Below are 24,117 nucleotides of genomic sequence, written 5' to 3' on the forward strand. Positions count from 1 at the left end.
GAGGGATTATTCCACGATGAACAGCGGCTTGCCAGTCATCTCTTGCGGGATTTCCATACCCATCAGGTCCAACATAGTTGGAGCGATATCAGAAAGCTTGCCGCCTTCTACCGCTTTTACGCTACGGTCGCCGATATAAATCAACGGAACTGGCAGGCTGGTGTGCGCGGTATGCGCCTGGCCAGTTGCCGGGTCAGCCATCTGCTCTGCGTTGCCGTGGTCAGCGGTGATAAGCAATTGGCCTCCGACCTTTTCAACCGCAGTAACAACCTGAGCAATACACTGGTCCAGCGCTTCGATTGCCGCAATAGCCGCTTCGTAAACACCGGTATGACCGACCATGTCGCCATTTGGATAGTTACAAATAATGGTGTCGTACTTGCCGCTGTTAATCGCCGCCAGCAGTTTTTCGGTCAGTTCTGCGGAACTCATTTCTGGCTGCAGGTCGTAAGTTGCCACTTTCGGGGAGTTAATCAGAATGCGGTCTTCGCCAGCAAATGGCTCTTCAACGCCACCGTTATAGAAGAAGGTGACGTGAGCATATTTTTCAGTTTCGGAGATACGCAGCTGAGTTTTATCGTGCTTCGCCATCCACTCGCCAAAGGTGTTGGTCAGAGAAGCCGGTGGGTAAGCGCAAGCGGCTTTAATGTCCGCCGCGTATTCAGTCAGCATCACGAAATCACCGAAGTTAACCACTTTCTTACGGGCAAAACCGTCGAAGTCAGCGTTAACAAAAGTGCGGGTAATTTGACGAGCGCGGTCGGCGCGGAAGTTCATAAAGATCAGCGCGTCGCCATCGTTCATCGCCGCATCAGCTTCGCCTTCTGCGCGAATCACAGTTGGTTTAACGAATTCATCGTTTTCATCGCGTGCGTATGCCGCTTCCAGACCTGCAACAGCAGTATCTGCCTGGAATTCACCCTGAGCCAGAGTCAGCAGGTCGTAAGCCAGTTCAACGCGATCCCAACGGTTATCGCGGTCCATAGCGTAGTAACGGCCAATCAGGGAAGCCACGCGGCCTTTACCCAGCGCGGCAAATTTGTCAGCGAATTTCTTCAAAGAAGATTCTGCGCTGCGTGGCGGCGTATCGCGGCCATCCAGGAATGCGTGCAGGTAGATAGCTTCAGCACCTCGTTCAGCGGCCAGCTCAATCATTGCCAGAATATGTTCTTCATGGCTGTGAACGCCACCGGCTGATGCCAGGCCCATGATATGTACCGCTTTGCCAGCCGCAACGGCTTTATCTACGGCGGCGGTCAGGGTTGGGTTAGCGAAGAAAGTACGCTCTTTAATTTCAACATCCAGACGAGTCAGGTCCTGGTAAACAATGCGGCCAGCGCCAAGGTTTACGTGACCAACTTCAGAGTTACCCATTTGGCCGTCTGGCAGACCAACTTCCAGGCCGGATGCGTTGATCAACGTGTGTGGACGCTGCGCCCACAGGCTATCCATAACCGGGGTTTTAGCATTCAGGATAGCGTTATCCTGCTGCTCTTCGCGGTGGCCATAGCCATCCAGAATCACCAGAACCATAGGTTTTTTAGTAACTGACATTGCGACAACCTCTAAGTCAAAGACGAAATTTGCGTAATTTTACTACAGGCCATGGGGTAAATAGCCGCAGAAGATCAAAGAAAGAGGTTGGATTGTGATCGGTTTTACGTCGTTACGGTAATTTTTTTCGTAACAGCCCGCAGAATCTACATTACCTGTTGCAGACTGGCTGTATTTGCCACAACGCAAATGTATACTCCTCACCTGGTTTTTCATCTTACTTAGTCGGGAGCTACACCCCCCCATGCAAGAAATTATGCAATTCGTTGGCCGCCATCCCATACTTAGTCTGGCGTGGGTTGCCTTGCTGGCCGCCGTACTTTTCATGACCTTTAAAAGTTTAACCTCTAAAGTTAAAGTCATCACCCGTGGTGAAGCGACACGCCTTATCAACAAAGAAGATGCCGTTGTAGTAGACGTGCGCTCGCGTGATGACTACCGCAAGGGGCATATTGCTAACTCATTGAATGTTTTGCCTGCTGACATTAAAAGTGGCAACTTTGGTGAGCTGGAAAAACATAAAGCACAGCCGGTTATTGTGGTTTGCGGCAACGGTATTTCTTCTCAGGAATCCGCGGCATTGCTGACGAAAGCTGGCTTTGAAAAAGTGACCTTGCTCAAAGAAGGTATCGCTGGCTGGAGCGGGGAAAACCTGCCGCTGGTTCGCGGTAAATAAATCAGACGCACACTGGGGAAGACCATGGCGAATATTGAAATCTACACCAAAGCAACCTGTCCGTTTTGCCATCGCGCAAAAGACCTGCTGCAAAGCAAAGGTGTGACGTTTCAGGAGTTAGCGATTGACGGTGATGCTGTTAAACGTGAAGAGATGATTAAACGCAGTGGCCGCACCACGGTGCCGCAGATTTTTATTGACGCACAGCACATTGGCGGTTGCGATGACTTGTATGCGCTTGATGCTCGTGGTGGACTTGACCCCCTGTTGCGCTAGTGCAGTTCCTTTGTCGCTTACTGCCGTTTAAGGACGTATTAATTTTTTAAGGGCTTAACCATGTCAGAACAAAACAACACAGAAATGGCTTTCCAGATTCAGCGTGTCTACACCAAGGACATCTCTTTCGAAGCGCCAAACGCGCCGCACGTATTCCAGAAAGACTGGCAGCCAGAAGTGAAGCTGGATCTTGATACCGCTTCCAGCCAGCTGGCAGACGATGTTTATGAAGTGGTGTTGCGTGTCACGGTAACTGCAACACTGGGCGAAGACACGGCATTCCTGTGTGAAGTTCAGCAGGCGGGTATCTTCTCCATCGGTGGGATCGAAGGTCCGCAGCTGGCGCATTGCCTGGGGGCATACTGCCCGAACATTCTGTTCCCTTATGCACGTGAAGCAATCACAAGCCTGGTTTCTCGTGGGACCTTCCCGCAGCTGAACCTTGCGCCGGTTAACTTCGATGCGCTGTTCATGAGCTATCTGCAGCAGCAATCTGGCGAAGGTGAAGGTGCTGAAAACCATCAGGATGCCTGATGAACAGCCTTAATGCTTCAATGACTGTGATCGGTGCCGGTTCGTACGGCACCGCTCTTGCCATCACCCTGGCGCGTAATGGTCACCACGTTGTGCTGTGGGGCCATGACCCTAAACACCTTGCTACGTTACAGGCCGATCGCTGCAATGCGGCATTTCTTCCTGACGTTCCTTTTCCCGACACTCTCCAGCTTGAAAGCGATTTAGCGAAAGCGCTGGCTGCCAGCCGCAATATTCTGGTTGTGGTGCCAAGCCATGTCTTTGGTGAAGTACTGCGCCAGATTAAACCGCTGATGCGCAAAGATGCGCGAATCGTGTGGGCGACGAAAGGCCTGGAAGCCGAAACCGGGCGTTTGCTGCAGGATGTGGCGCGTGAAGCGTTAGGGGATGACATTCCTCTGGCGGTAATTTCCGGCCCGACGTTTGCCAAAGAGCTGGCTGCGGGTTTGCCGACGGCCATTGCTCTTGCGGCAACCGACGAAACCTTCGCTCAGGATCTCCAGCAGCTGCTGCACTGCGGTAAAAGCTTCCGTGTCTACAGCAACCCGGATTTCATCGGCGTGCAGCTGGGCGGCGCGGTGAAGAACGTGATTGCGATTGGTGCGGGGATGTCCGACGGCATTGGCTTTGGCGCTAACGCCCGTACCGCGTTGATCACTCGTGGCCTTGCGGAAATGACACGCCTTGGTAGCGCTTTAGGTGCCGACCCGGAAACCTTTATGGGAATGGCCGGGTTGGGCGATCTGGTACTGACCTGTACCGATAACCAATCACGTAACCGTCGCTTTGGCATGGCGCTGGGGCAGGGTGCGGACGTGGATTCGGCACAGCAGAAAATCGGCCAGGTGGTTGAAGGTTATCGCAACACCAAAGAAGTGCGGGAGCTGGCGGCGCGTGTCGGCGTCGAAATGCCAATAACTGAGGAAATTTATCAGGTATTGTATTGCGGAAAAAACGCTCGCGAGGCAGCATTAACGTTGCTGGGTCGAACACGCAAGGATGAACGGAGCGGTGGCTAATCTCAAATAGCTACGACTTGACGGAACAACACAACCGCCATAACTGAAGCGTTCCGGTACCTGGTGCCGGGCGCTGTTTTTCTGTCTGGAGAGAGCAATGTCGTCTGAAGAACTGGATCTGGTGTGGAACAACATTAAAGCCGAAGCGCGGGCGCTTGCCGATTGTGAGCCGATGTTGGCCAGTTTTTATCACGCAACTCTCCTCAAGCATGAAAATTTAGGCAGTGCGCTGAGCTATATGCTCGCCAACAAGCTCGCCTCCCCGATTATGCCCGCTATCGCGATTCGTGAAGTGGTTGAAGAGGCCTATGCGGCAGAGCCACAAATGATTGCCTCGGCGGCCTGTGATATTCAGGCGGTGCGTACCCGTGACCCGGCCGTCGATAAATATTCTACTCCGCTGCTGTACCTGAAAGGCTTTCATGCGTTGCAGTCCTACCGTATCGGCCACTGGCTGTGGAAAGAGGGCCGCCGCGCGTTAGCGATTTTCCTGCAAAATCAGGTTTCTGTGTCATTCCAGGTCGATATCCACCCGGCGGCGAAAATTGGCTGTGGGATCATGCTCGATCACGCTACCGGCATTGTGATCGGTGAAACGGCCATCGTGGAAAATGACGTATCGATTTTGCAGTCGGTAACGCTGGGAGGGACCGGTAAAACCAGCGGCGACCGCCACCCGAAAATTCGCGAAGGCGTGATGATTGGGGCCGGGGCAAAAATTCTCGGCAACATTGAAATCGGGCGTGGGGCGAAGATCGGCGCAGGCTCTGTGGTGTTACAGCCGGTGCCGCCTCATACTACGGCGGCTGGCGTTCCTGCGCGGATTGTGGGTAAGCCTGAAAGCGATATGCCTGCCATCGACATGGATCAGCATTTTAATGGAGCCAACAACGGCTTCGAGTATGGCGACGGAATTTAGCTTCTCAACACGGCGCCGGGATACCCAAGCTGGCGCCAGGCTTCATACACCACCACCGATACCGCGTTTGACAAATTCATACTGCGGCTGTCCGGCATCATTGGAATACGGATTTTTTGCTCGGCAGGTAGCGCATCCAGAATGGTTGCCGGCAGGCCTCGTGTTTCCGGGCCAAACACCAGATAATCTCCGTCCTGATAACTCACCGCGCTGTGCGCTGGCGTACCTTTAGTCGTTAAAGCAAACAGGCGCTGCGGGTTTTCTGCTGCCAGAAATGCGTGGTAGTTTTGATGGCGATTAACGGCGGCGAACTCATGATAATCCAGCCCTGCGCGGCGTAGACGCTTGTCATCCCAGCCAAAGCCGGTTGGCTCGATAATGTGCAACCGGAAGCCGGTATTGGCGCAAAGACGGATGATATTCCCGGTATTCGGTGGGATTTCAGGTTCAAACAACACGATATTCAGCATACGGCCCCCATAAGACAAGGCGCGCAGAATAACAAGTTATCGCTGGAAGGAAAACAGGCCCCGAAGGACCTGTTCTTTACGATGAAAAATTAACGGTGATAGAGCGGTAGCCAAAGAATCAACCGTAGCCCACCTAACGGACTGTCGTCTGCTTTCACCCAGCCGCGATGCTGCTGAACGGCGGTTTCTACAATCGCCAGCCCCAGGCCCGTACCGCCAGATTCGCGATCGCGCGCTTCGTCTGTGCGATAGAAAGGACGGAATATTTGCTCGCGATCTTCCGGGCTTACGCCTGGGCCGTCATCATCAACCGTGATAGTAATCCCCTGGTTATCAACGGAGAAATTAACGGCGATTTTGGTGTGCGAGTAACGTAGCGCGTTGCGGACAATATTTTCCAGAGCGCTTTCCAGCGAGTTAGGGTTGCCGTACATCAACCACGGACCCGGCGGGTAGGTGACTTCCAGCGATTTACCCATCTGTTCGGCTTCAAAGGCCGCGTTATCCAGCACTTCGGACCAGATTTGATTGGCTTTCATGGTCTCGCTTGCCAGCGCATTTTTTTGCTGATTGCGCGACATCACCAGCAGGTCGTTAATCATGCCGTCCAGGCGTTGCGCTTCGGTTTCGATGCGCTCCAGCTCTTTGCTTTCACCCGTTTTACGGCGCAGCAGGGCCGTGCCTAATTGCAGACGGGTCAGTGGGGTACGCAGCTCGTGGGAAATATCCGACAGCAGCCTTTGCTGGCTGGTCATCATTCTTTCCAGCGCCGTAATCATCTGGTTAAAACTGGCACCGGCGGCGAGAAATTCTTGCGGACCGGATTCGAGTTCTGGATGCTGACGCAAATTTCCCTGCGCCACTTCATCGGCAGCATTTTTTAACTTACGCGCCGGTTTTGCCAGACTCCACGCCAGCCATAACAGCAGCGGTGAACTGACCAGCATGGTGACAATCAGTAACAGTAAAGGCCTGTCAAACAGCAGGTTGATAAAATCAGATTGGGAATTGCTGGCGGGGCGAATCAGGTAGAGCTGGTAGTTATCTTCGCCATCACGCACAGCGAAGGGGCCTACCAATTCGACACGGCCATATTTTTTCTTTTGCGGACGATCGGCGTTATCAGACTGGCCGATAAAGTTACGAATGATCTGCATTTCATTACGCTGGGCGCCAATCACTCGCCCTTCGCTGGTCACGAGTAACAAACGCTGGCCCGGAGGAGCCCATTTATCAATGGCCCGGAACAGGCGACGCCACCACATCAGGTCATTGGGGGGATCGTTTTCAAGTTCCGCTTCGACATGCTGTTCAATCATAGTGCCTTGACGTTGCTCATTCTCCATCAGCTCGGTCATTTGACGCGAATCCAGCTTAGGCAGCATCAGCACTAACATCAGCACTAACGCCAGCGTTAACCAGAAGATGGCAAAAATACGCGCGGTAAGGCTACTTATCATGAAGCAGACACCATCAGGTAGCCGCGGCCACGCAAGGTTTTAAACCACGGATGGCCATCTTTGCGATCCGGCAGCTTACGACGCAGGTTGGAAATATGCATGTCGATTGCGCGATCGAAAGGCGTCAGGCGTTTACCCAGAACTTCCTGGCTTAAATGTTCGCGTGAAACTACCTGACCCAGATGCTGTGCCAGCAAATAGAGCAGGGTGAACTCGGTACCGGTCAAATCCAGCGCTTGCCCGTCAAAGCTGGCTTCCTGGCGACCAGGATTGAGGCTTAAACCATCCACTTCGACAGTCGGTGAGCCGCTGTCACTGTTTTGCTGCTGCTCACTCCAGTGTGAACGGCGCAAAATAGCGCGTATACGGGCTACCAGTTCACGATCGTTAAAGGGTTTAGGCAGATAGTCATCTGCGCCCAGTTCAAGTCCGAGCACGCGATCCAGCTCGCTTCCTCGGGCGGTAAGCATAATCACTGGCGTCTGGTGTGACTGGCGTAGCTCTTTCAAAGTATCAATGCCATTTTTCTTTGGCATCATCACGTCGAGCAGTAAAAGGTCAATGGTGTCATCAAGAAGCTCTAACGCTTGTTCGCCATCGTGGGCAACAATTACGTTAAAACCTTCCATGTCGAGCAGTTCCTTTAACAGGGAAGTCAACTCCCGGTCATCATCAACTAGCAGAATTTTATTCATTATTAAGTTACCTCCGAGGCAGAAATTACGTCATCAAGGCGCGCTAATCTATGACTTTACGTTGTTTTACACCCCCTGACGCTAGTTTGCAGCGGGAATCGTAGACTGAATCTCGTTGAATCGCAGCACAGATGATTTCAGGAGCAAGTGATGCGCAATGTTACCGCTGCCGTCATGGCCTCTACATTGACTCTGATAACCATGGCCAGCCAGGCCAAAGCGTTACCGGCTAGCGATAACTGGTACCAGAGTGGTGAAGGTTTAGTGAAGCGTAATAGCCTTCAGAGCCAGATGTTCGACGGGATAAACCTGACCGAACAACAGCGCCAACAAATGCGCGATCTTATGCAACGGGCACGGCATGATAGCCCACCCGTGAACGTAAGCGAAATGGAGACCATGCATAATCTGGTCACCGCAGAGAATTTTGATGAAACGGCAGTGCGTGCCCAGGCTGAAAAAATGGTGCAAGAGCAGGTGGCTCGCCAGGTTGAAATGGCGAAAGTCCGCAACCAAATGTACCGCTTGTTAAGCCCTGAACAGCAGGCCGTTTTGCATGACAAACACCAACAGCGCATGAATCAATTTCGTGAACTGGCGGATCTGCAACAGATGTCTTCGTTGCAGGCACTGAGTAGTAGCAGTAAGCGTAGTAACCAGTAACAAACCCTGTTTTCCTTGCCATAGACACCATCCCTGTCTTCCCCGCCTACCAAGGCGGGTTTTTTTTGCCTGAAGGTGCAGACTAATCCGCTATACTAGCCAGCAATCATTTGCTGGAGCCCCTATGAATCAACAATATGGGAAGCTGGTCAGCCGTGCGGCCATTGCTGCCACGGTGATGGCATCGCTGTTACTTTTGATCAAAATTTTCGCCTGGTGGTATACCGGTTCGGTCAGTATTCTGGCGGCACTGGTGGATTCGCTGGTGGACATCGCCGCGTCGCTGACAAACCTGCTTGTCGTGCGCTACTCGCTGCAGCCCGCAGATGAAAAACATACTTTTGGCCATGGGAAAGCTGAATCGCTGGCGGCACTGGCGCAAAGTATGTTTATTTCGGGTTCTGCGCTGTTTCTTTTTTTGACGGGGATCCAACATTTAGCTGAACCGTCACAAATGAAACAACCTTTAGTTGGCGTAGTGGTCACGGTGATTGCATTATTCAGCACGCTAATCCTGGTGACTTTCCAGCGCTGGGTGGTGAGAAAGACCCAAAGCCAGGCCATTCGGGCCGATATGCTTCATTATCAGTCTGATGTTATGATGAACGGTGCCATTCTTGTGGCGCTGGCGCTCTCCTGGTATGGCTGGCACCGTGCGGATTCGATATTTGCCTTGGGGATTGGCGTCTATATTCTATATAACGCGCTGCGCATGGGTTATGGGGCTGTGCAGTCATTGTTAGATCGTGCATTACCCGATGATGAACGCCAGGCCATTGTGGATATCATCAATGCATGGCCCGGTGTTAAAGGGGGGCATGATTTACGCACGCGGCAGTCAGGGCCGACCCGCTTTATTCAAGTACATATCGAAATGGAAGACAATTTGCCGCTGGTTCAGGCACATATTATTGCCGAACAGGTGGAACAGGCTCTCTTGCGCCGTTTTCCCGGGTCAGATGTGATTATTCACCAGGACCCCTGCTCGGTGGTTCCGGCGCAGCAGCAAGGCCATTTTGAGCTTTAATTTTCGTTGTAAAGGCGGGCTGAACCGTTATTTTGTGGTTAATATACCGGCACAGGGCCTGACCTGAATCAATTCAGCAAGAAGCGGTTGTTATACTATTTGTAGCAGAGTCGACGCCTCGGCATGCCGCAGGCCGTTTCCGGCAACAGGATTAATTTGCATTCAAAAGTTCAGAGGTAGTCATGATCAAAAAAATTGGTGTGTTGACGAGTGGTGGTGATGCGCCGGGTATGAACGCTGCGATTCGCGGTGTGGTGCGTGCAGCATTGTCGGAAGGTCTGGAAGTGGTAGGCATTTATGATGGCTATCTCGGCTTGTACGAAGATCGCATGGTGAATCTGGATCGCTATAGCGTGTCCGATATGATTAACCGCGGTGGTACTTTCCTGGGTTCCGCTCGTTTCCCGGAGTTTCGTGATGAGAAAATCCGTGAAGTGGCTATCGAGAATTTAAAAAAACGCGGTATTGATGCGCTGGTGGTTATCGGTGGTGACGGTTCCTATATGGGCGCGATGCGCCTGACCGAAATGGGCTTCCCATGCATCGGCCTGCCGGGCACCATTGATAACGACATCAAGGGTACTGATTACACCATCGGTTTCTTCACCGCTCTGGAAACCGTCGTGGAAGCTATCGACCGTCTGCGTGACACCTCTTCTTCCCACCAGCGCATTTCTATCGTGGAAGTGATGGGCCGCTACTGTGGCGATCTGACCTTAGCGGCATCCATTGCCGGTGGTTGCGAATTCGTTGTTTTGCCAGAAGTTGAGTTTAATCGCGAAGATCTGGTTGAAGAAATCAAAGCGGGTATCGCTAAAGGTAAAAAGCACGCAATCGTGGCGATTACCGAGCACATCTGTGACATCGACGAACTGGCGCAATATATCGAAGCAGAAACCAAGCGCGAAACCCGTGCGACCGTTCTGGGTCACATCCAGCGCGGCGGTTCCCCGGTTGCTTACGATCGCATTCTGGCTTCCCGTATGGGCGCTTATTCTATCGAACTGCTGCAGCAAGGCCACGGCGGCCGCTGTGTCGGTATTCAGAATGAGAAACTGGTTCACCATGACATCATCGACGCTATCGAAAACATGAAGCGTCCGTTCAAAGGTGACTGGCTGGACTGCGCTAAGAAACTGTATTAATTCACCCATGGTGAAATCTGAAGCCGGGGAAACCCGGCTTTTTGCCGTCTGTTATATGCTCAATAGTTATAGCAAATCTTTTTTTATTCTTTAATGCACGGTTAAATTTCTGGCACGCTGCTTTCATCAAACCTGATGAAAGAGAGTGCACGATGAATAAGTGGGGAGTTGGGCTGACATTACTGCTGGCGTCAACCAGCGTACTGGCGAAAGATATTCAGTTACTTAACGTTTCATACGATCCCACTCGCGAACTTTATGACGAGTACAACAAGGCATTCAGCGCACGCTGGAAACAGCAAACCGGCGATAACGTGGTTATTCGCCAGTCGCACGGTGGTTCTGGCAAACAAGCAACGTCAGTGATAAACGGTATTGAAGCCGATGTTGTAACGCTGGCGCTGGCCTACGATGTGGATGCGATTGCCGAACGTGGTCGTATCGACAAAAACTGGATTAAACGGCTGCCGGATAACTCCGCACCTTACACATCGACCATCGTTTTCCTGGTGCGTAAAGGCAACCCAAAACAAATTCATGACTGGAATGACCTGATTAAACCGGGCGTTTCGGTTATCACGCCAAACCCGAAAAGCTCGGGCGGCGCACGCTGGAACTATCTGGCAGCGTGGGGCTATGCCCTGCATCACAACAATAACGATCAAGCCAAAGCGCAGGATTTTGTCAAGGCGCTGTATAAGAATGTTGAAGTGCTGGACTCCGGCGCGCGTGGTTCAACCAACACCTTCGTTGAACGGAATATCGGTGACGTACTGATTGCATGGGAAAACGAAGCGCTGCTGGCAGCGAACGAACTGGGCAAAGATAAGTTTGAAATCATCACCCCGAGTGAATCCATTCTGGCGGAGCCTACCGTTTCGGTGGTTGATAAAGTGGTCAACAAGAAAGGGACTCAGGAAGTGGCGGCGGCGTATCTGAAATACCTTTACTCGCCAGAAGGCCAGGAAATTGCAGCGAAGAATTACTATCGGCCACGCGATGCCGAGGTTGCGAAGAAGTATGAAAATACCTTCCCGAAACTTAAATTGTTCACCATTGATGAAGAGTTTGGCGGCTGGAGCAAAGCGCAGAAAGAGCACTTCTCAAATGGCGGAACCTTCGACCAGATTAGTCAGCGTTAAATCCAGCGACGGCTCCGACAGGGGCCGTTTTACTTTTGGGATCCCGCAATTTGCGTTACGCTGAAAACCCTCTTATGGTTCCCGAGGTTTCCATTGCGGTTACGACGCCCGGTAGTTGTTTTAATCCTCGTATTGCTTGTTGCCGTGGTGGGTTGGTTTAGTCTGCGGCAATATCTGCATCACCCCGATGCGCTTTGGCGTATCGTCAGCCAGCAATGTGTTCCTCATCAACGCGACAACCAAATCCCGGAGCCTTGCGCCAAAGTGGATTTACGCACGGGGTATGTGTTGCTGAAAGATATTCATGGCCCGCTTCAATATCTGCTGATGCCTACCGCAAAAATAAAGGGGATGGAAAGCCCTGAACTTTTGCAGCCGGATACCGCAAATTTCTTCTGGCTGGCGTGGCAGCAACGTAAGGTGATGAGTGTTCGCCATGGCTCTCAAGTTCCTGACGATATGATTTCGCTGACCATCAATTCCGCGACGGGGCGCACCCAGAACCAGCTGCATATCCATATTTCATGTTTGCGCGCAGATGTGCGTGGGCAGTTGCATCAGTATGCAAATACCTTGAGCAACCGCTGGCAAGAATTCCCGATACCGCTGGCCGGAAACCCGTACATCGCCAGGAAAGTGAGCGCCGCGGAGTTTTTTCAGCATAGCCCGTTTATCATGCTGGCAACCCAGCTTCCGCAAGCGCGTGAACATATGGGGCGTTATAGCCTGGCGATGGCAAAGCTGGCTGAAGGGGAGTGGATAGCGTTGGCGACGGAGCGGAATTTGCTGCGCTTGAACCTGGCTTCTGCGGAACAACTTCAGGATCACGACTGTGAATTAGTGAAAGAATAAAGGCCCTGCCGGAGCAGAGCCTTAACATTTTAAAGCGCAAATAGTTAAGCGTTTTTCGCTTCAGCTGCGGCTTTAACGATAACGGCAAATGCGTCTGCTTTCAGGGAAGCACCGCCAACCAGCGCGCCGTCGATATCCGGCTGAGCAAACAGCTCTGCTGCGTTTTTATCGTTTACGGAACCGCCGTACTGGATGATCACTTGCTCAGCCACTTTCGCATCAGCTTTAGCAATGTGGTCACGAATGAATTTGTGAACCGCCTGAGCCTGAGCAGGAGTGGCTGATTTGCCAGTACCGATTGCCCATACGGGTTCGTATGCGATTACCGCGCCTTCGAATGCCGCCGCGCCCTGAGTTTTCAACACCGCGTCAATCTGACGTGCGCAAACTTCTTCAGTTTTGCCCGCTTCGTTTTCTGCTTCGGTTTCGCCAATGCACAGCACAGGGATCAGGCCAACTTCTTTCAGAATGGCGAATTTCTTAGCGATCAGTTCATCAGACTCTGCGTGGTAAGTACGACGCTCGGAATGACCGATAATGATGTATTTAGCACCAACATCTTTCAGCATTTCAGCAGAAACTTCACCAGTAAATGCGCCAGACAGGTTCAGGTCAACGTTCTGAGCACCAAGAATGATGTGGCTACCAGAAGCGGCGTGTTTAGCCAGATCCAGATACATTGTTGGAGGAGCGATAGCCACGCCACAGCCTGCCACGCCTGCCAGTTCTTTACGCAGGCCAGCAATCAGCTCGTGTACCATGTGCTTGCTGCCGTTCAGTTTCCAGTTACCCATCACCAAAGGATGTCGCATCTTCATTCTCCACAAGGTCAAACTACTAAAAGAAACGCTGCCGTTCGAAGCAGCATGGTCTGTGAAACAGTATAGAGACTCAGCAGGCGAAAGGCTTTGCTTTTTGTCATTTATTCGCCGTTGTTAAGGGTTTCAGATAGCGCCAGCTTAATCGGTTCAACAGCGAAGGTAAGCCCCTTTTCACCGTTGTCTGCCACCACATAACGCATGGCGCCATCGGTTTGCGCGAAATAACGTTTGCTCTTCCCGTCGCTGAGGAATTTGGTCAGTTTTGCCATGCTTTGCGGCTTTGAAAGTGACGGAGTAAAGGTGCGGAGCAGCGCCGCCATGTATTCAGCTGCTTTAGCGCGTGCGGCCTTTTGCTCCGGCCCCTGAATCGGCAACCAGGTTATCTGGATAGACTTGATTTTCAGCGTCCCGCGCTCAAGTGCGGCGGATGCGTAGAGATTTTCGTTAATCTTAGTGGCGGCGCGCATCAGGTTTATTTCACTGGGCTTAGCGCCAATGGCACGGAATTCGTTGAGCGGTAACTTAGGATTTTCAGCGCTGAACTTTTCCCGAAACTGTGTGATGTTCATATCAAACGTCGGCGCGCCCGGCAGTAGATATGGCGCGGCCTGAAGTGTTGAAGCAGAATCTGCAGGCGGATCGGCCCAGGCCACCGCGGCGGGTAGCATCAGTAAAGCCAGAGCGGCAAACAGCTGTCTCATTGACAAATTCTCCTGTGAATTCTGCTTCCCGATTAAATCGGCATTCCGTTGGCTTGTCAAAACCCGGCATAGCCAGGGTACACTACGGCGCTAAACAATAAAATGGACCTTACCATGACCATACAGCAATGGCTGTTCTCTTTTAACGGCCGTATAGGGCGCCGTGACTTCTGGATTTGGATCGGCGTTTGGTTAATCGCGCTGATTGTGCTCTTCACCCTTGCAGGCGCAGAAATTATGCCTTATTCCACCGCCGGTTTCTTTTTATCGGGTTCGTTGATTCCAACGGCGGCGGTGATGGTGAAACGTCTGCATGACAGAAATAAGAAAGGCTGGTGGGCGCTGCTGTTTATTCCTGCCTGGCTGCTGCTTGCCGGTAACTGGGAGTCTTTCGGCACTTTAGCGCAGTGGGGGCTGGGGCGTTTTATCCCAACCTTGATTCTGGTGATGGTGATTATGGACCTGGGGGCATTTGTTGGCACCCAGGGTGAAAACCGTTTTGGCAAAGACACTAGCGAAGTTAAATACCGCTAACGCTACCAGTAGTGTTCAGCGGTGATATGGCCCGGCCGGCGGCGCAGGTGTTTGGTCATCTGCCGGGTCTCGTTGAGTAGCTGCTGAGTATCACGTACCATCTGCGGGTTGCCGCATAGCATCACATGGCTGGTTTCAATGTTCATCGGCAATCCGACTGCCGCTTCCAGCTCACCGTTTTCGATCAATGCAGGCACGCGTCCGGTTAGCGAACCCGGAATAGACTCACGGCTGACGACCGTCTGAATGTGTAGCTTTCCTTCGTATTGCTGCTGGAGTTTTTGCATTAATGGCAAATAACTCAAGTCCTGCGCGTAACGTACCGCATGCAGCAAAACGATATTCTCAAAACGCTCGAGTCCAGTACCTTCCTGCAAAATTGAAAGATACGGCCCTAATGCGGTTCCTGTCGCCAGCATCCATAGCGTCTGGCAGTCAGGAATTTCATCGAGCACAAAGAACCCTGCCGCTTCGCTGACCAATGAAATCTCGTCGCCGGGTTGCAGCGCGCGTAAACGCGGGCTGAGTTTGCCTTCAGGCACGGTGACCAGATAAAACTCAAGATCGGGATCGCTCGGCGCGTTGACGTAGGAATAGGCACGCTGCACGCGTTCGCCATCAATTTCCATTCCAAGCTTGGTAAACTGACCGGCGGTAAAAGGGGCGACAGGTGCATGAACAGTGAGACTAAACAGAGCGTCGGTCCAGTTTTCAAGCCGGACAACTTTACCTTTGACCCATTGCGCCATGATGTTCTCCTGCAATAACTTTTCCCTATCTTCCCCAGAAAAGAGCGAGATTTCCAGCCGGTTAAAGCTGGAAAGCTCAATCAGACAAACGGCTGCCTTACAGAATATGCGTCTGTACGTCCGGGTCTTTACGGTCGAGATAGTGAATAGACTGGATACGGCGGATAGTGCGCGATTTGCCGCGAATCAGCAGCGTTTCCGTGGTTGCCATATTCCCTTTGCGCGTAATCCCATCCAGCAAATCACCTTTAGTGATGCCGGTTGCAGAGAAGATAACGTTGTCGTTACGCGCCATATCATCAAGCTTTAATACCACGCCCGCTTCAATGCCCATTGCCTTACAGCGGTCTAATTCTTTTTCACCGATAAGGCGATTTTCTTCGCTATCACCCTTCACATGGTGACGAGCCAGCAGGCGGCCTTGCATATCGCCATCTAACGCGCGAATAACAGCGGCAGAAATCACGCCTTCTGGCGCACCGCCGATGCCGTACATCACATCGACTTCACTATCCGGCATGCAGGTCAAAATTGAGGCAGCAACATCACCATCAGGAATGGCGAACACGCGCACGCCGAGTTTTTGTAACTCAGCAATAGTGGCGTCGTGGCGGGGTTTAGCCAGAATGGTGACGGTGAGTTCACTAAGCGGTTTGTTGAGGGCTACGGCGATGTTATAGAGGTTTTCAGCCAGCGGCAGATTGAGGTCGATAATGCCTTTAGCGCCCGGGCCAACAATCAGCTTTTCCATATACATGTCGGGAGCATTCAGGAAGCTGCCTTTGTCACCCACGGCCAGCACGGCCAGCGCGTTGGCCTGGCCCATTGCCGTCATGCGGGTGCCTTCAATCGGGTCCACGGCGATATCTACCGCGTCGCCCTGGCCGGTACCGACTTTTTCACCTATGTAGAGCATGGGGGCTTCGTCTATTTCCCCTTCGCCGATCACAATCTGGCCATCAATATTGACCTGATTGAGCATGATACGCATGGCGTGAACAGCTGCGCCATCGGCCGTGTTTTTATCGCCACGGCCCAACCATTTATAACCCGCGAGCGCTGCGGCTTCGGTTACACGGGAAAATTCAATCGCCAGTTCTCGTCTCATTGCACACTCATTTAGCAAGCCTAATTGCGACGCAGTTTAGCACAGGCAGACCAGGGGCGAGAAAACCATGACAGGACGAGGGAAGCGCTGGCCCCTTTCAGGGCCAGCGGTAGAGCTTAACTTTCCTGGCGATCTTCCCAGGCCAGCGCGCGTTTCACGGCTTTTTTCCAGCCTGCGTAACGGTAGTTGCGTTCGGTGGTTTCGATACCCGGACGGAACTCTTTTTCGATAACCGCTTTCTCGCTCACTTCATCCAGATTTTGCCAGAAACCCACCGCCAGACCCGCCAGATAAGCAGCGCCCAACGCGGTGACTTCACGTACTTCAGGACGCTCTACGCGCGTCCCCAAAATATCTGCCTGGAACTGCATCAGGAAGTTGTTTGCCACCGCGCCCCCATCCACCCGCAGCGCGTGCAGACGAATATCGGCATCTGCCTGCATCGCTTCCAGCACGTCACGCGTCTGGTAAGCAATGGACTCAAGCGTGGCGCGAATAATGTGGTTGGCGTTGACGCCGCGAGTCAGGCCGAAGATGGCGCCACGCGCATACGGGTCCCAGTAAGGTGCGCCAAGCCCGGTAAAGGCCGGAACAACGTACACGCCGTTGGTGTCTTTTACTTTTGTAGCGAAGTATTCAGAGTCTGTTGCATCGCTGATAAGTTTCATCTCATCGCGTAGCCACTGGATAGACGCACCACCCATGAATACCGCGCCTTCTAGTGCGTAATTCACTTCACCGCGCGGGCCGCAAGCAATGGTCGTCAGCAAGCCATGTGTAGATTTAACCGCCTGCGTACCTGTGTTCATCAACATAAAGCAGCCGGTACCGTAGGTGTTTTTCGCCATTCCTTCGCTAACGCACAGCTGGCCAAACAGCGCCGCCTGCTGGTCGCCTGCGATCCCGGCGATAGGAATACGCGTACCGCCTTTACCGCCAATGTTTGTCTGGCCGTAAACTTCAGAGGATTTACGCACTTCTGGCAGCATGGCTCGTGGAATATCCAGCGCTTCGAGCATGCGGTCATCCCAGTCAAGCTGGTGAATGTTAAACAGCATGGTACGGGAGGCGTTGGTGTAATCGGTAACGTGCACGCGCCCCTGCGTCATTTTCCAGATAAGCCAGGTATCGACGGTACCAAACAGCAGTTCGCCGCGGCGAGCGCGTTCACGGGAACCTTCGACGTGGTCAAGGATCCATTTCACTTTGGTGCCGGAGAAGTAGGGGTCGACCACCAGGCCGGTGGCGGATTTGATGTACTCTTCCAGGCCGTCGCGTTTTAGCTGTTCACAGATCTCTGCGGTACGACGGCACTGCCAGACGATGGCGTTATAAATCGGTTTGCCGGTCTCTTTTTCCCAGACAATCGCCGTTTCGCGCTGGTTGGTGATCCCAATGGCGGCGATTTGGTCAGCGTTGATGTCAGCTTTCGCCAGCACTTCAACCAGCGTGGAGCTTTGCGTCGCCCATATTTCCATGGGGTCATGCTCTACCCATCCGGCTTTTGGGTAGATTTGCTCGAATTCGCGCTGTGACACGCTGACGACGTTAGCATCGTGATCCAGGACGACGGCGCGTGAGCTGGTAGTGCCCTGATCAAGTGCGACGATATATTTTTTTTCGTGAGTCATAATGTTGTCCTGAAGTCAGTCTACAAAGAAGCATTGTGTTGTGTGGAAGCGTTGGATTCATCTTCAACACAAACATCACAAGGTAAATGCCGGCCGATCAGCTTGCGGTAACCAAATGCGCCTAACGCCGCGCCTGTCACTGGGCCAAATATCGGCACCAGAAAGTAAGGAATATCGCGGCCGCCGGTAAAGGCTACCTCGCCCCAGCCGGCAAGCCAGGCGAAAATTTTCGGGCCAAAGTCGCGGGCCGGGTTCATGGCAAATCCGGTCAGCGGGCCCATTGACGCGCCGATCACCGCAATCAGCAAGCCAATCAGCAGCGGGGCTAACGGGCCGCGAGGAATACCGTTGCCGTCATCGGTTAGCGCAAGGATCACCGCCATTAAAATGGCGGTGATCGCCATCTCTACCGCAAACGCCTGTATCAGGTTGATGTGAGGATTAGGGTAGGTTGAGAAAATACCCGCCAAATCGAGGCTTTCTACGCTGCCGCGCACCATATGATGCGTCTGCTCGTAGTCGAGGAATAAATTGTAATACAGGCCATACACCAAAGCTGCGGCGCAGAACGCACCTGCAATCTGCGACACGATAAACGGCAGTACTTTGCGTTTGTCGAAGCAGGCGAACAGGCACAAGGCGAGGGTGACCGCCGGATTAAGATGCGCGCCGGAAACCCCTGCGGTCAGGTAGATAGCCATTGCCACCCCCAAACCCCAGATGATGCTAATTTCCCACTGTCCGAAGCTTACGCCTGCCACTTTCAAAGCGGCAACGCATCCGACACCAAAGAAAATCAACAACGCGGTACCTATGAACTCGGCGATGCACTGACCTTTTAAGGTTGATGGAGCTGTCTGACTCATAATAGGGTCCTGAAGGCAGAATTAATGATTATTATTTGTTCGGGCATCCCTGCCGCGCAGGTGCCATGTAGGCAGGGTGTTAATTTATCGTTAACGAGCATAAACGAGAAATATCGAAAGTTAAATTTGCGTGTCTTGTCATAAAAATGAGCGATTTCGCGTGATCATGCGTGCATGATCGCCCAGTAAAGACAACGTAAACATTCAGGTAATTAATCAATTTGTTAACAAATCTGGATTTTACGTCCCCTTGCCATTCGGGATATGCCGAAAAACGTTATGTTACGCAAAGAGCGCTTGAACTCGCTGGACACAGCTACTTACGCTACTTACAATCGAGACACGCTGCGTGGAGCGCATATATTCATAAGGTGTCTTCGGGGAATATCCGGGACGGGGATTTAGACATCCATCAACGCCTTGCAATTCAGGAGAGGTTCAGAAATGTCATTTGAAGTGTTTGAGAAACTGGAAGCAAAAGTACAGCAGGCGATTGATACTATTACCCTGCTGCAAATGGAAATCGAAGAGCTGAAAGAGACCAACAACGCTCTGTCTCAGCAGGTTCAGCAGTCGCAGAGCAATCATGAAGAGCTGGTGCGCGAAAACACCTCTCTGAAAGAACAGCAGCACGTGTGGCAAGACCGTCTGCACGCTCTGCTGGGTAAAATGGAAGAAGTATAAGAATATTTGAGTTAGAAAAAGAACGGGCGCCCAAGGGCGCCCGTTTTGTTATTCGATTTTGTTATTCAATATCAAGGGGATCTTCGGAAAGGATAATACCGGTGTTGTCGGCATACAGGTGGTCGCCGGAGAAGAAGGTCACACCGCCAAAGTTAACGCGCACGTCACTTTCACCCACGCCAACACCTGCGGAGCCCACCGGAATGGCGGCTATCGCCTGAATACCAATATCCAGTTCTTCCAGATCATCAACCTGGCGCACGGCGCCGTACACCACAATGCCTTCCCACTCGTTTTGGGTCGCCAGACGGGCGAGTTCTGCGTCAATCAAAGCACGGCGCACAGAGCCACCGCCATCAATCACCATCACCCGGCCACGGCCGTTTTGTTCGAGCAGATCGTACAACAATCCGTTGTCCTCGAAACATTTCACCGTGATGATTTGCCCGCCAAAGGACGACCGCCCACCAAAGTTGGAAAACAGCGGTTCAACGACGTTGACATCTTCCTGGTAGATGTCGCAAAGCTCGGAAGTATCATATTTCATAGGATTAAGATTCGGTTGCTGCAGGAGTTGTCAGTATATCGCTTAATGTTAACTGTTGGCAAAATCATCAATTGTTAATTGATATTTGTCAGCTAAAACGACAACGTACTAAGCACTACTCCTACCGCAAACAACAGGTTAGTCAGCAATGCAGCTTTTACCGTGCGTTCAAGCATGGGGCGCATAGCGACTGGATCCGTCTCGCGCAGGACATAATGCGCCTGCTTAATCAGCAGCGGCGCTGCCAGAACAAAGAGCCAGCCCCACAGGCTTTGCAGCCAGACCAGACTAAACACCGCCAGACATACCAGCGCGCCCATCAGCAGGCAGGCGTGATAGCGACGGGCAAGCGTCGGCCCTAAACGCACCGCCAGAGTGTTTTTACCGTTTTCACGATCGCTGTCGATATCGCGCAGGTTGTTGATATTCAGCACGGCGGTTGCCAACAATCCGCAAGCGGTGGCAGGCAAAAAAACCAACGGTGCGAGTGAATGCGCCTGCAAATACCAGGTGCCTGCCACGCTCAGCCAGCCAAAAAACGCCAGTACTGAAATATCGCCAAGCCCCATGTAACCATAGGGGCGAGAGCCAACGGTGTAAGTGATGGCTGCGACGATTGCCAGCAAACCCAGTGCCAGGAAGCCGAGGAAATCAGTCAGGGTGCGGCAGGCGACGGCAACCAGCGCCAGGCCTGAAAGGCAAATTAGCACCACGGTGATAATCAGCGCTTTTTTCATTTGCGCCTGAGTGATAACGCCTTTTTGCATCCCGCGCAACGGCCCGATGCGGTCTTCTTTATCGCTGCCTTTTAGCGCATCGCCGTAGTCATTTGCCAGATTGGAGAGGATTTGCAGTAGCCCCGCGGTCAGCAATGCCAGCAGCGCGACGGCAGGATCAAACACTCCCTGCCAGAAAGCCAGCGCGGAGCCACAGACGATAGAGGCGAAAGCCAGGGGTAACGTGCGTGGACGCAAGCTTTCAAGCCAGGCCTGAGTTGTGCTTACAGAGTGCGATTCGCTCATAGTTCTCTCTGTTAAGTATAAAAAATGGAGGGCATAAGCCCTCCATTTTGCAATGAAGAAAATACGTTGAGCGCGATTATAGGATAAAACGGCTCAAGTCTTCATCTGCTACCAACTCATCCAGATGTTTGCTGACATATTCGCCATCAATCAGGATGGATTGGCCGCTCAGGTCGCTGGCATCGTAAGAGATGTCTTCAACCAGACGCTCCAGTACGGTGTGCAGACGACGAGCGCCGATGTTTTCGGTGGATTCGTTTACCTGCCATGCAGCCTGAGCGATGCGGCGGATACCATCTTCGGTGAAGTCGATATTCACGCCTTCGGTGGCCATCAGCGCTTTGTACTGCACGGTGATAGAGGCATTTGGCTCCGTCAGAATGCGCTCGAAATCTTCAACAGTCAGTGCCTGCAATTCCACACGAATGGGCAGACGACCCTGTAATTCAGGGATCAGGTCCGATGGGCTTGCTACCTGGAAGGCGCCAGATGCGATAAACAGGATGTGGTCGGTTTTGACCATGCCGTGCTTAGTAGACACGGTGCAGCCTTCAACCAGCGGCAGCAAGTCACGCTGAACACCTTCACGCGATACATCCGGGCCGGAACTGTTGCCGCCGCGCTTACAGATTTTGTCGATTTCATCGATAAACACGATGCCGTGTTGCTCAACGGCGTCAATCGCGTCTTGCTTCAGCTCTTCCGGGTTCACCAGTTTCGCGGCTTCTTCTTCAATCAGCAGTTTCATCGCGTCTTTGATTTTCAACTTGCGTGCTTTCTGCTTCTGGCCGCCCAGATTCTGGAACATTGACTGCAGCTGGCTGGTCATCTCCTCCATGCCTGGAGGAGCCATGATTTCAACGCCCATCGGTGCCGCAGCCAGATCGATTTCAATTTCTTTATCGTCTAGCTGGCCTTCACGCAATTTTTTACGGAAAGACTGGCGAGCCGCAGAAGGTTCCTGTGGGGATTCAGGCTGGCCCCAGTTGTTTTTCGCCGGCGGCAGCAGAACATCAAGAATGCGCTCTTCAGCCATCTCTTCGGCACGATAGCGGTTTTTTTCGATAGATTGCAAACGCACCATTTTCATCGCGGAATCGGTCAGATCGCGGATGATAGAATCCACTTCTTTACCAACATAACCTACTTCGGTGAATTTGGTCGCTTCAACCTTAATGAACGGCGCGTTAGCCAGTTTTGCCAGGCGACGGGCGATTTCGGTTTTACCTACGCCGGTCGGGCCGATCATCAGAATGTTTTTTGGCGTCACTTCATGACGCAGCTCTTCATCAAGCTGCATACGGCGCCAGCGGTTACGCAGCGCAATTGCCACGGAACGCTTGGCATTGTCCTGGCCAATAATGTGTTTGTTCAGTTCGCTGACAATTTCGCGTGGGGTCATTTCAGACATGGGGATTCCTTACGCCTTAGACGCTAATTCTTCAATAGTATGGAAATGGTTGGTGTAGATGCAGATATCACCGGCAATCCCCAGCGATTTCTCTACGATATCGCGAGCACCCAGTTCGGTGTTTTCCAGCAACGCACGCGCCGCTGCCTGGGCGTACGGGCCACCTGAACCAATCGCAATCAGGTCATCTTCCGGTTGGATAACATCCCCATTACCGGTGATGATCAGAGAGGCATTTTCATCGGCAACCGCCAGCAGGGCTTCCAGCTTGCGCAGCATACGATCGGTACGCCAGTCTTTTGCCAGTTCAACCGCGGCTTTCACCAGGTGGCCCTGGTGCATTTCCAGCTTGCGTTCAAACAGTTCGAATAGGGTAAAGGCGTCTGCGGTGCCGCCAGCAAAACCGGCAATCACTTTGTCGTTATACAAACGACGCACTTTTTTGACGTTGCCTTTCATTACGGTATTGCCAAGCGTGGCCTGACCATCGCCACCGATTACGACATGGCCGTTGCGGCGCACACTTACTATTGTTGTCACGAGCAGACCCCTTATTGCATCAGCTAAATAAAGTACCCCGACATAATATCGGGGTTGAATGCAATTATAGATGGGGGGGATTTTGGGGGTTTCAACCCCCAGCGCCAAGACGAATACAGTTCGCGTGACCCGCCATCTTCAGACGGTTGATGGTGCCATCGGCATTATCTTTGCCTTTGAGGGGGCCAATGACGACGCGGTTCCAGCCATTGTTGGTGGTAATGCGCGAATCAAAGCCTTCGAAAGCCAGCTGCGCACGTACCGTTTCCGCCTGTGCGCTGCCCTTGAAAGAACCACACTGCACCATCCAGCGTTTCTCATCTTTCGGCTTGTCCTGCGGAGGCGGAGCTTGTTTTGCTACTTCTTCGCGGGTAATTGGCGCAGCCTTCGCCGGTTCACGCGGTTGTGTCACAGGCTGTGCTGCACGCTGCTGAGTATTATGCGGCGGGGTTTGTAGCAAATCCTGGTATGGCTGCTGTGTCGTCGTTGTGGTTCGCTGCGGCTGCTGCACAGGGCGTGGCTGCGGCGCAACCTGTTGGGCCGTGAACTGCTGTTGTTGTACTTGCTGCTGAATAATTTTCTGACGTTGCAAGGTATTCTGACGCTGTTCCGGCGACTGCTCGTTCCACGGTACTTCATTGAGCTGTGTAGGCTGCTGGCGCATGTCCGCCTGCATCTGCTCGAGCAGCTGGCGCTGTTCGCTGGTGAGCTGATCTTTATTTTGCACTTCACCGCCGGCAGAAGGCTCGGTTGGGGCACGCACGCCCGTCTGGCGATTTTCCAGCTCTTTAATATAACGCCAGCGCTCTTCTGGTTTAGGCGGCAAACCATTCCCCGTGACTTTATGACCGGGCAGGGTTTCGCTTTCATCTTTTTTATGATGGGTAATAAAGTACAGTGCGCCAATAAAGGTCACCAGAACGGCGGCCGCAATAGCGACCATTGTCGGCGAGACGGATGGTAAGCTGCGCTGCTTGTTGCGGGGGCTACTTTTCTTACGCCGCGTACCTGCCGATTGCCCGCGGCGTACATAATCTCGTTGTGCCACTATCGATTCGCTATATTTTTTTC

Annotated in this window: 27 protein-coding genes; 12 read left to right on the plus strand and 15 right to left on the minus strand. The window is 52.5% G+C overall.

Annotation, left to right across the window (positions count from 1 at the left end; genetic code table 11):
- Nucleotides 1-6: 6 nt before the first annotated feature.
- Nucleotides 7-1,554 (minus strand): 2,3-bisphosphoglycerate-independent phosphoglycerate mutase, encoded by a 1,548-nt coding sequence (gpmM, locus tag EHN07_RS00135; protein ID WP_124022205.1) that lies wholly within the window; start codon nucleotides 1,552-1,554, stop codon nucleotides 7-9.
- A gap of 244 nt (nucleotides 1,555-1,798) precedes the next feature.
- On the opposite strand from gpmM, the gene EHN07_RS00140 reads away from it, so the two are divergent.
- The 5 genes from EHN07_RS00140 to cysE all read left to right on the plus strand — a co-directional run bounded on the left by EHN07_RS00140 (nucleotide 1,799) and on the right by cysE (nucleotide 4,978).
- Nucleotides 1,799-2,230: a rhodanese-like domain-containing protein gene (locus tag EHN07_RS00140; RefSeq protein WP_124022206.1), complete on the plus strand. Its 432-nt coding sequence runs from the start codon at nucleotides 1,799-1,801 to the stop codon at nucleotides 2,228-2,230.
- Nucleotides 2,231-2,254: 24 nt separating this feature from the next.
- Nucleotides 2,255-2,506, plus strand: coding sequence for a glutaredoxin 3 (grxC, locus tag EHN07_RS00145; RefSeq protein WP_124022207.1), 252 nt, complete (start codon nucleotides 2,255-2,257; stop codon nucleotides 2,504-2,506).
- 60 nt (nucleotides 2,507-2,566) lie between these two features.
- Entirely contained in the window at nucleotides 2,567-3,040 is a 474-nt protein-coding gene (secB, locus tag EHN07_RS00150) for a protein-export chaperone SecB (protein ID WP_124022208.1), read from the plus strand.
- On the plus strand, nucleotides 3,040-4,059 hold the full coding sequence (gpsA, locus tag EHN07_RS00155) for an NAD(P)H-dependent glycerol-3-phosphate dehydrogenase (RefSeq protein WP_124022209.1): 1,020 nt from the start codon (nucleotides 3,040-3,042) through the stop codon (nucleotides 4,057-4,059). Before secB ends, gpsA begins: the two co-directional genes overlap by 1 nt.
- 97 nt (nucleotides 4,060-4,156) lie before the next feature.
- Nucleotides 4,157-4,978: a serine O-acetyltransferase gene (gene cysE / locus EHN07_RS00160; RefSeq protein ID WP_034500031.1), complete on the plus strand. Its 822-nt coding sequence runs from the start codon at nucleotides 4,157-4,159 to the stop codon at nucleotides 4,976-4,978.
- On the opposite strand, the gene trmL is transcribed toward cysE, so the two are convergent.
- The 3 genes from trmL to cpxR all read right to left on the minus strand — a co-directional run bounded on the left by trmL (nucleotide 4,975) and on the right by cpxR (nucleotide 7,603).
- Nucleotides 4,975-5,448, minus strand: coding sequence for a tRNA (uridine(34)/cytosine(34)/5-carboxymethylaminomethyluridine(34)-2'-O)-methyltransferase TrmL (trmL, locus tag EHN07_RS00165; protein WP_124022210.1), 474 nt, complete (start codon nucleotides 5,446-5,448; stop codon nucleotides 4,975-4,977). The two genes, cysE and trmL, sit on opposite strands and share 4 nt — an antisense overlap.
- 89 nt (nucleotides 5,449-5,537) lie before the next feature.
- Nucleotides 5,538-6,908, minus strand: coding sequence for an envelope stress sensor histidine kinase CpxA (cpxA, locus tag EHN07_RS00170; RefSeq protein WP_124022211.1), 1,371 nt, complete (start codon nucleotides 6,906-6,908; stop codon nucleotides 5,538-5,540).
- Complete coding sequence (gene cpxR / locus EHN07_RS00175) at nucleotides 6,905-7,603, minus strand: envelope stress response regulator transcription factor CpxR (protein WP_034461436.1); 699 nt, start codon at nucleotides 7,601-7,603, stop codon at nucleotides 6,905-6,907. The genes cpxA and cpxR overlap by 4 nt, the downstream gene beginning before the upstream one ends.
- Before the next feature lie 150 nt (nucleotides 7,604-7,753).
- Between cpxR and cpxP the strand changes: the two genes are divergently transcribed.
- The 5 genes from cpxP to EHN07_RS00200 all read left to right on the plus strand — a co-directional run bounded on the left by cpxP (nucleotide 7,754) and on the right by EHN07_RS00200 (nucleotide 12,432).
- The gene (gene cpxP, locus EHN07_RS00180) at nucleotides 7,754-8,266 is read left to right on the plus strand and encodes a cell-envelope stress modulator CpxP (RefSeq protein ID WP_124022212.1); all 513 of its coding nucleotides are present in this window, start codon (nucleotides 7,754-7,756) and stop codon (nucleotides 8,264-8,266) included.
- Between the two features lie 124 nt (nucleotides 8,267-8,390).
- Nucleotides 8,391-9,293: a CDF family cation-efflux transporter FieF gene (gene fieF / locus EHN07_RS00185; RefSeq protein WP_124022213.1), complete on the plus strand. Its 903-nt coding sequence runs from the start codon at nucleotides 8,391-8,393 to the stop codon at nucleotides 9,291-9,293.
- Nucleotides 9,294-9,475: 182 nt separating this feature from the next.
- On the plus strand, nucleotides 9,476-10,438 hold the full coding sequence (gene pfkA / locus EHN07_RS00190) for a 6-phosphofructokinase (protein WP_124022214.1): 963 nt from the start codon (nucleotides 9,476-9,478) through the stop codon (nucleotides 10,436-10,438).
- Between the two features lie 152 nt (nucleotides 10,439-10,590).
- The gene (gene sbp / locus EHN07_RS00195) at nucleotides 10,591-11,580 is read left to right on the plus strand and encodes a sulfate/thiosulfate ABC transporter substrate-binding protein Sbp (RefSeq protein WP_124022215.1); all 990 of its coding nucleotides are present in this window, start codon (nucleotides 10,591-10,593) and stop codon (nucleotides 11,578-11,580) included.
- A gap of 93 nt (nucleotides 11,581-11,673) precedes the next feature.
- Nucleotides 11,674-12,432, plus strand: a complete 759-nt coding sequence (locus EHN07_RS00200) for a CDP-diacylglycerol diphosphatase (RefSeq protein ID WP_124022216.1) — start codon at nucleotides 11,674-11,676, stop codon at nucleotides 12,430-12,432.
- A gap of 44 nt (nucleotides 12,433-12,476) precedes the next feature.
- On the opposite strand, the gene tpiA is transcribed toward EHN07_RS00200, so the two are convergent.
- Nucleotides 12,477-13,244 (minus strand): triose-phosphate isomerase, encoded by a 768-nt coding sequence (tpiA, locus tag EHN07_RS00205; RefSeq protein WP_124022217.1) that lies wholly within the window; start codon nucleotides 13,242-13,244, stop codon nucleotides 12,477-12,479.
- A gap of 110 nt (nucleotides 13,245-13,354) precedes the next feature.
- Nucleotides 13,355-13,921 (minus strand): DUF1454 family protein, encoded by a 567-nt coding sequence (locus tag EHN07_RS00210; protein ID WP_244202331.1) that lies wholly within the window; start codon nucleotides 13,919-13,921, stop codon nucleotides 13,355-13,357.
- Nucleotides 13,922-14,068: 147 nt separating this feature from the next.
- Between EHN07_RS00210 and EHN07_RS00215 the strand changes: the two genes are divergently transcribed.
- Complete coding sequence (locus tag EHN07_RS00215) at nucleotides 14,069-14,488, plus strand: DUF805 domain-containing protein (RefSeq protein WP_124022219.1); 420 nt, start codon at nucleotides 14,069-14,071, stop codon at nucleotides 14,486-14,488.
- A gap of 2 nt (nucleotides 14,489-14,490) precedes the next feature.
- Here the strand turns inward: EHN07_RS00215 and fpr are convergent, their stop codons facing one another.
- From fpr to EHN07_RS00235, 4 genes are all read right to left on the minus strand, one after another.
- Nucleotides 14,491-15,237: a ferredoxin--NADP(+) reductase gene (gene fpr, locus EHN07_RS00220; RefSeq protein WP_124022220.1), complete on the minus strand. Its 747-nt coding sequence runs from the start codon at nucleotides 15,235-15,237 to the stop codon at nucleotides 14,491-14,493.
- A gap of 97 nt (nucleotides 15,238-15,334) precedes the next feature.
- Nucleotides 15,335-16,345 carry a class II fructose-bisphosphatase gene (glpX, locus tag EHN07_RS00225; RefSeq protein WP_124022221.1) on the minus strand — a complete coding sequence of 337 codons (1,011 nt, stop codon included), beginning with the start codon at nucleotides 16,343-16,345 and terminating at the stop codon, nucleotides 15,335-15,337.
- Between the two features lie 116 nt (nucleotides 16,346-16,461).
- A complete protein-coding gene (gene glpK, locus EHN07_RS00230) occupies nucleotides 16,462-17,976 on the minus strand; it encodes a glycerol kinase GlpK (RefSeq protein ID WP_124022222.1) in 1,515 nt (504 codons plus the stop codon).
- Nucleotides 17,977-17,996: 20 nt separating this feature from the next.
- Nucleotides 17,997-18,842: an MIP/aquaporin family protein gene (locus EHN07_RS00235; protein WP_124022223.1), complete on the minus strand. Its 846-nt coding sequence runs from the start codon at nucleotides 18,840-18,842 to the stop codon at nucleotides 17,997-17,999.
- A gap of 444 nt (nucleotides 18,843-19,286) precedes the next feature.
- On the opposite strand from EHN07_RS00235, the gene zapB reads away from it, so the two are divergent.
- The gene (gene zapB / locus EHN07_RS00240; protein WP_124022224.1) at nucleotides 19,287-19,526 is read left to right on the plus strand and encodes a septal ring assembly protein ZapB; all 240 of its coding nucleotides are present in this window, start codon (nucleotides 19,287-19,289) and stop codon (nucleotides 19,524-19,526) included.
- A 61-nt stretch (nucleotides 19,527-19,587) separates the two neighbouring features.
- Here the strand turns inward: zapB and rraA are convergent, their stop codons facing one another.
- From rraA to ftsN, 5 genes are all read right to left on the minus strand, one after another.
- Nucleotides 19,588-20,073: a ribonuclease E activity regulator RraA gene (gene rraA / locus EHN07_RS00245; RefSeq protein ID WP_124022225.1), complete on the minus strand. Its 486-nt coding sequence runs from the start codon at nucleotides 20,071-20,073 to the stop codon at nucleotides 19,588-19,590.
- Nucleotides 20,074-20,165: 92 nt separating this feature from the next.
- Nucleotides 20,166-21,095 carry a 1,4-dihydroxy-2-naphthoate polyprenyltransferase gene (gene menA, locus EHN07_RS00250; protein ID WP_124022226.1) on the minus strand — a complete coding sequence of 310 codons (930 nt, stop codon included), beginning with the start codon at nucleotides 21,093-21,095 and terminating at the stop codon, nucleotides 20,166-20,168.
- Between the two features lie 76 nt (nucleotides 21,096-21,171).
- Nucleotides 21,172-22,506, minus strand: a complete 1,335-nt coding sequence (gene hslU / locus EHN07_RS00255) for an HslU--HslV peptidase ATPase subunit (protein ID WP_124022227.1) — start codon at nucleotides 22,504-22,506, stop codon at nucleotides 21,172-21,174.
- A gap of 9 nt (nucleotides 22,507-22,515) precedes the next feature.
- Nucleotides 22,516-23,046 carry an ATP-dependent protease subunit HslV gene (gene hslV / locus EHN07_RS00260; protein ID WP_034461419.1) on the minus strand — a complete coding sequence of 177 codons (531 nt, stop codon included), beginning with the start codon at nucleotides 23,044-23,046 and terminating at the stop codon, nucleotides 22,516-22,518.
- 91 nt (nucleotides 23,047-23,137) lie between these two features.
- Nucleotides 23,138-24,094: a cell division protein FtsN gene (gene ftsN / locus EHN07_RS00265; protein WP_124022228.1), complete on the minus strand. Its 957-nt coding sequence runs from the start codon at nucleotides 24,092-24,094 to the stop codon at nucleotides 23,138-23,140.
- Between the last annotated feature and the right edge of the window lie 23 nt (nucleotides 24,095-24,117).

Source organism: Buttiauxella warmboldiae (genome assembly GCF_003818135.1).
Taxonomy (GTDB): Bacteria; Pseudomonadota; Gammaproteobacteria; order Enterobacterales; family Enterobacteriaceae; genus Buttiauxella; species Buttiauxella warmboldiae.

What these genes read in the sequence shown, in the direction of transcription:
- gpmM (WP_124022205.1), bottom strand. Translation starts at nt 1,554, where the DNA reads ATGTCAGTTACTAAAAAACCTATGGTTCTGGTGATTCTGGATGGCTAT.
- EHN07_RS00140 (WP_124022206.1), top strand. Translation starts at nt 1,799, where the DNA reads ATGCAAGAAATTATGCAATTCGTTGGCCGCCATCCCATACTTAGTCTG.
- grxC (WP_124022207.1), top strand. Translation starts at nt 2,255, where the DNA reads ATGGCGAATATTGAAATCTACACCAAAGCAACCTGTCCGTTTTGCCAT.
- secB (WP_124022208.1), top strand. Translation starts at nt 2,567, where the DNA reads ATGTCAGAACAAAACAACACAGAAATGGCTTTCCAGATTCAGCGTGTC.
- gpsA (WP_124022209.1), top strand. Translation starts at nt 3,040, where the DNA reads ATGAACAGCCTTAATGCTTCAATGACTGTGATCGGTGCCGGTTCGTAC.
- cysE (WP_034500031.1), top strand. Translation starts at nt 4,157, where the DNA reads ATGTCGTCTGAAGAACTGGATCTGGTGTGGAACAACATTAAAGCCGAA.
- trmL (WP_124022210.1), bottom strand. Translation starts at nt 5,448, where the DNA reads ATGCTGAATATCGTGTTGTTTGAACCTGAAATCCCACCGAATACCGGG.
- cpxA (WP_124022211.1), bottom strand. Translation starts at nt 6,908, where the DNA reads ATGATAAGTAGCCTTACCGCGCGTATTTTTGCCATCTTCTGGTTAACG.
- cpxR (WP_034461436.1), bottom strand. Translation starts at nt 7,603, where the DNA reads ATGAATAAAATTCTGCTAGTTGATGATGACCGGGAGTTGACTTCCCTG.
- cpxP (WP_124022212.1), top strand. Translation starts at nt 7,754, where the DNA reads ATGCGCAATGTTACCGCTGCCGTCATGGCCTCTACATTGACTCTGATA.
- fieF (WP_124022213.1), top strand. Translation starts at nt 8,391, where the DNA reads ATGAATCAACAATATGGGAAGCTGGTCAGCCGTGCGGCCATTGCTGCC.
- pfkA (WP_124022214.1), top strand. Translation starts at nt 9,476, where the DNA reads ATGATCAAAAAAATTGGTGTGTTGACGAGTGGTGGTGATGCGCCGGGT.
- sbp (WP_124022215.1), top strand. Translation starts at nt 10,591, where the DNA reads ATGAATAAGTGGGGAGTTGGGCTGACATTACTGCTGGCGTCAACCAGC.
- tpiA (WP_124022217.1), bottom strand. Translation starts at nt 13,244, where the DNA reads ATGCGACATCCTTTGGTGATGGGTAACTGGAAACTGAACGGCAGCAAG.
- EHN07_RS00210 (WP_244202331.1), bottom strand. Translation starts at nt 13,921, where the DNA reads ATGCTACCCGCCGCGGTGGCCTGGGCCGATCCGCCTGCAGATTCTGCT.
- EHN07_RS00215 (WP_124022219.1), top strand. Translation starts at nt 14,069, where the DNA reads ATGACCATACAGCAATGGCTGTTCTCTTTTAACGGCCGTATAGGGCGC.
- fpr (WP_124022220.1), bottom strand. Translation starts at nt 15,237, where the DNA reads ATGGCGCAATGGGTCAAAGGTAAAGTTGTCCGGCTTGAAAACTGGACC.
- glpX (WP_124022221.1), bottom strand. Translation starts at nt 16,345, where the DNA reads ATGAGACGAGAACTGGCGATTGAATTTTCCCGTGTAACCGAAGCCGCA.
- glpK (WP_124022222.1), bottom strand. Translation starts at nt 17,976, where the DNA reads ATGACTCACGAAAAAAAATATATCGTCGCACTTGATCAGGGCACTACC.
- EHN07_RS00235 (WP_124022223.1), bottom strand. Translation starts at nt 18,842, where the DNA reads ATGAGTCAGACAGCTCCATCAACCTTAAAAGGTCAGTGCATCGCCGAG.
- zapB (WP_124022224.1), top strand. Translation starts at nt 19,287, where the DNA reads ATGTCATTTGAAGTGTTTGAGAAACTGGAAGCAAAAGTACAGCAGGCG.
- rraA (WP_124022225.1), bottom strand. Translation starts at nt 20,073, where the DNA reads ATGAAATATGATACTTCCGAGCTTTGCGACATCTACCAGGAAGATGTC.
- menA (WP_124022226.1), bottom strand. Translation starts at nt 21,095, where the DNA reads ATGAGCGAATCGCACTCTGTAAGCACAACTCAGGCCTGGCTTGAAAGC.
- hslU (WP_124022227.1), bottom strand. Translation starts at nt 22,506, where the DNA reads ATGTCTGAAATGACCCCACGCGAAATTGTCAGCGAACTGAACAAACAC.